The organism is Mesorhizobium sp. M7A.F.Ca.CA.001.10.2.1, assembly GCF_003998575.1.
Taxonomy (GTDB): Bacteria; Pseudomonadota; Alphaproteobacteria; order Rhizobiales; family Rhizobiaceae; genus Mesorhizobium.
In genome coordinates this window covers 1-3,587 of the sequence record NZ_RZQY01000636.1, presented here as the reverse complement: position 1 = coordinate 3,587, position 3,587 = coordinate 1, and the positions used below count along the sequence as shown (strand labels likewise).

Below are 3,587 nucleotides of genomic sequence, written 5' to 3'. Positions count from 1 at the left end.
GGGACCTCGCCGACGACGAATCCCGCCGGCTGCTCTATGTCGGCATGACCCGTGCCGAGGACCGGCTGATCGTCTGCGGCTATCACGGCAAGCGAGCGCCGAACGCCGGCACCTGGCATTCGATCGTCAGCCGCGCGTTGATCGGTGCGCCGGAAAGCGAGCAGCGTGCGCATCCCGCCGGCGGCGAGCCGGTGCATCGTTTCCATGTCACCAAGCTGCCGCCGGTCGCACTGGCTTCCGGCGAGCAGGCGCGGCCGACGGATGCTTTCGGACCTCTGCCGGCGACCTTGTTCCGGCCCTTGCCCCCCTTCGAGGATCTGCCGCGTCCGCTGTCGCCATCCGGTGCTGCGGCGCTGATAGACGAAGGCAAGGAAGCTGTGGTCGACAAGGCGTCGCCGGTGCTCGACGCCGATGCCGAGCCGGGCTTTGCGGTGCTGCGCGGGCTTGCCCTTCACAAACTGCTGCAGATGCTGCCGGGCATTGCCGAGCCCGAACGCCAGCGCGCGGCGGAGCGCTATCTCTTGCGAACGGGTGCGGACTGGCCTCCGTCAGAGCGCGAAAAAGCCCTGGCGTCGGTCACATCAATCCTTGCGGATCCCGGCCTCGGTCAGCTGTTTGCGCCGTCGTCGCGTGCTGAGGTCGCGATCATGGGCAGCCTGGAAGTAAAGGGCAAAAAGCGCTCGATTTCCGGCAAGATCGACCGGTTGGCGGTGACGTCGGACACGGTCTCGATCGTCGACTACAAGACCAACCGGCCGGCGCCCTCCACTCTGGCCGAGGTGCCGCCGGCCTACCTGCTCCAGCTCGCGCTCTATCGCGCCCTGTTGCAGCCGCTCTATCCCGGCCGCACGGTCAAGGCGGCCCTGCTGTTCACCGAGGCGCCGCGGCTGATCGAGCTGCCAGCCGGTGCCATGGACGACGCCCTTGCCCGACTCACGGGAGCGTGACACAACACCTGCTTGAAGAAGGGCGCGATCACCACCACATTTGGTGGGACAAAAACTTTCAAAAGGATTTTCCATATGGCAACCGTGAAGGTCGACAAGAGCAACTTCCAGGCCGACGTGCTTGACGCCAACGTACCGGTCGTCGTCGATTTCTGGGCGGAATGGTGCGGTCCCTGCAAGATGATCGCGCCGGCGCTCGAAGACATTGCCACCGAACTCGGCGCCAAGGTGAAGATCGCCAAGCTCAACATCGACGAGAATCCGGAGCTTGCCGCCCAGTTCGGCGTGCGCTCGATCCCGACGCTGATGATCTTCAAGGGCGGCGAAATGGCCGACAAGAAGGTCGGTGCGGCGCCCAAGACCGCGCTGTCGCACTGGATCAACGGCAATCTCGCCTGATCCATCTGAAATTCATATGACCATCAAGCCCGGCCTCGCGCCGGGCTTTTTGTTGGCGTCATCGGTGCGTGGCTCTGGCTCTCGCGTCCGGCCACTCCATGTCATCTGCTTGAGCCAGACAGGAGAACCCCATGACCGGATCCGCCAAGGCCACCGTATTCATCGACAATGAGCGCGTCATCGTCACCGAGTACCGCTTCGCACCGGGCGAAAACACCGGCTGGCATCGCCACGGCCACGACTATGTCGTCGTGCCGCTGATGGACGGCAAGGTGAAGCTGTTGACCAAGGACGGCGAGACCTTCGCCGAGATGAAGAAGGGCGCGCCCTATTTCCGCAAAGAGGGCGTCGAACATGACGTCATCAACGCCAACGAAGGCGAATATGCCTTTATCGAGATCGAATTGAGGTGACGGCATGCCATCATGTGCCATCTTGATGGGCGCTGAGAGACTACATCTTCTAGAAAGGGGAGTTTGAAATGGCCGAACCCCAGCTTTCCGTCCGCAGCGCAAAAGCACGAGATATTGCTCATCGACTCGCTCGTCGCGAAAACCGTTCAATAGCTGATATCGTCGAACGCGCACTTGAATCCTATGAGATTCGGGAGGCCGGGCGAGAACCGGCCTCCCTCTTCTATTCCCGCCTGACGGCAAGCATCGGCGTCGACATCGATCTGGAAGCAATCATACCATTGTGATTTCAGAGACCCTTAGAAAGGCGCCTGATGCGGTGTCATGGCTTGGCTGGTCTCACCAATCAGCGATGCGGTCGTCGCCGGTGAATTGTGCGCTTTTCTGGGTGTACTCGAACAACTCGATTTTCACGTCGTTTGGATCGCGGATCCAGGCCTGAAATGTGTCATCGCAGGCCAGTTTCTTTGAGGTGACGTCGACACCTTTCGACCTGATGTGGGCGATCGCGGCATCAATGTTCTCCACTTCTAGGCAGAAGTGGTTGATCTGGTTCAGGTCGCCATAGCGGGCCTCGTTTTTCCCGAACACCTCGACATGGCTGCCGCCGCCGCAATCGAGGTAGAACCCGAAAATCTTGCCGTCACGCAGGAAATTGAAGCAGGTGTCCATGCCCAGCACGTCGCGATAGAAGCTTCGTGTCGCTTCAAGGTCGTTGGCGAAGATGCAGACGTGAGCGAGCTGCTTGACCTTGATCATGACAGGTTCCTCGCAGAAAAATCCGCCTTCAGGTCGGCGGGGTGCCGTTCTCGGCCAGCACCGCGCCGGTCAGATACAACGAACCGCTGATCAGGATGCGTGGCGCCGGACCGTCCCAGGTGTCGCGCAGCAGCATCAGCGCGCTGGCGACGGAACTCACCGGCTCGGCGGTCAGCCCGGCTTCCGTCGCGCGGACCGCCAGTTCGTCGTTTGGCACGCCGGCCTCGCTAAGGCTCACCGGCACCGTGTAGACATGCCGGGCGAGGCCCTTGAAGGCACGGAAATAGCCGCTCTGGTCCTTGGTGTTGATCATGCCCGAGATGAGGAACAGCGGACGCGGGTTCTTCTCTTCCTGCTCGGCCAACGCTTCGGCAACCACCACGCCGGCCCCCGGATTGTGGCCACCGTCGAGCCAGATATCGGCGCCCTTGGGTGCCAGTTCGGCCAGCCGGCCCTGCATCAGCTTCTGCATACGCCCTGGCCAGGCGACATTGATCATCGCCTTTTCGGCGGCGCGATGGCTGATCTCGAAACCGGCCGCCTTGACCGCGGCGATCGCCGCCGCCGCATTGGCGAACTGATGGCGTCCGGGCAGCCTGGGCGGTGGCAGGTCCATCAAGCCGTCTTCGTCCTGGTAGACCATGCGGCCGTTTTCCTCGAAGGCAAGGAAGTCCTGGCCGTAGACGAAGGTGGGGCATTCAAGCCGCTCGGCGGTTTCGATCAGCACCTGCAGCGCCGTTTCGCTCTCCTGCGCGCCGATGACCACCGGACAGCCGGGCTTGATAATACCGGCCTTTTCGGCCGCGATCAGTTCGACACGGTCCCCGAGATAGGCCTCGTGGTCGAGCGACACCGGCATGATCACTGACACGGCCGGCTCCTTGACGACATTGGTCGCGTCGAAGCGGCCGCCGAGCCCGACCTCGATGATGGCGGCGTCGGCCTGGTGTTCGGAAAACAAGAGGAAGGTGACGGCGGTGAGAATCTCGAAGACGGTGATCTTCTCGCCTTCATTGGCTCTGGCCGCACGGGCAATAGCATCGGCGAAAACCCTGTCCTCGACCAGCCT

General features: G+C 62.3%; 6 protein-coding genes. 4 read left to right on the top strand and 2 right to left on the bottom strand.

The genetic code is table 11. The features are described 5' to 3' along the window. The 4 genes from EN964_RS28920 to EN964_RS28905 all read left to right on the top strand — a co-directional run. Positions 1 to 947, top strand: a 947-nt coding sequence (locus tag EN964_RS28920; RefSeq protein ID WP_206528775.1) for a PD-(D/E)XK nuclease family protein, incomplete at its 5' end; no start/stop codon positions are given. Between the two features lie 75 nt (positions 948 to 1,022). Continuing rightward, positions 1,023 to 1,346, top strand: coding sequence for a thioredoxin (gene trxA / locus EN964_RS28915; protein ID WP_127268389.1), 324 nt, complete (start codon positions 1,023 to 1,025; stop codon positions 1,344 to 1,346). A gap of 131 nt (positions 1,347 to 1,477) precedes the next feature. After that, a complete protein-coding gene (locus EN964_RS28910) occupies positions 1,478 to 1,759 on the top strand; it encodes a cupin domain-containing protein (RefSeq protein WP_127268388.1) in 282 nt (93 codons plus the stop codon). 68 nt (positions 1,760 to 1,827) lie between these two features. Next, positions 1,828 to 2,046 carry a plasmid stabilization protein gene (locus EN964_RS28905; protein ID WP_127268387.1) on the top strand — a complete coding sequence of 73 codons (219 nt, stop codon included), beginning with the start codon at positions 1,828 to 1,830 and terminating at the stop codon, positions 2,044 to 2,046. A gap of 52 nt (positions 2,047 to 2,098) precedes the next feature. Here EN964_RS28905 and EN964_RS28900 read toward each other — a convergent pair whose 3' ends face one another. Beyond that, positions 2,099 to 2,518, bottom strand: a complete 420-nt coding sequence (locus tag EN964_RS28900; RefSeq protein WP_127268386.1) for a VOC family protein — start codon at positions 2,516 to 2,518, stop codon at positions 2,099 to 2,101. A 28-nt stretch (positions 2,519 to 2,546) separates the two neighbouring features. Further along, positions 2,547 to 3,587, bottom strand: a 1,041-nt coding sequence (locus EN964_RS28895; protein WP_127277033.1) for a folylpolyglutamate synthase/dihydrofolate synthase family protein, incomplete at its 5' end; no start/stop codon positions are given.

What these genes read in the sequence shown, in the direction of transcription:
- EN964_RS28910 (WP_127268388.1), top strand. Translation starts at nt 1,478, where the DNA reads ATGACCGGATCCGCCAAGGCCACCGTATTCATCGACAATGAGCGCGTC.
- EN964_RS28900 (WP_127268386.1), bottom strand. Translation starts at nt 2,518, where the DNA reads ATGATCAAGGTCAAGCAGCTCGCTCACGTCTGCATCTTCGCCAACGAC.
- EN964_RS28905 (WP_127268387.1), top strand. Translation starts at nt 1,828, where the DNA reads ATGGCCGAACCCCAGCTTTCCGTCCGCAGCGCAAAAGCACGAGATATT.
- trxA (WP_127268389.1), top strand. Translation starts at nt 1,023, where the DNA reads ATGGCAACCGTGAAGGTCGACAAGAGCAACTTCCAGGCCGACGTGCTT.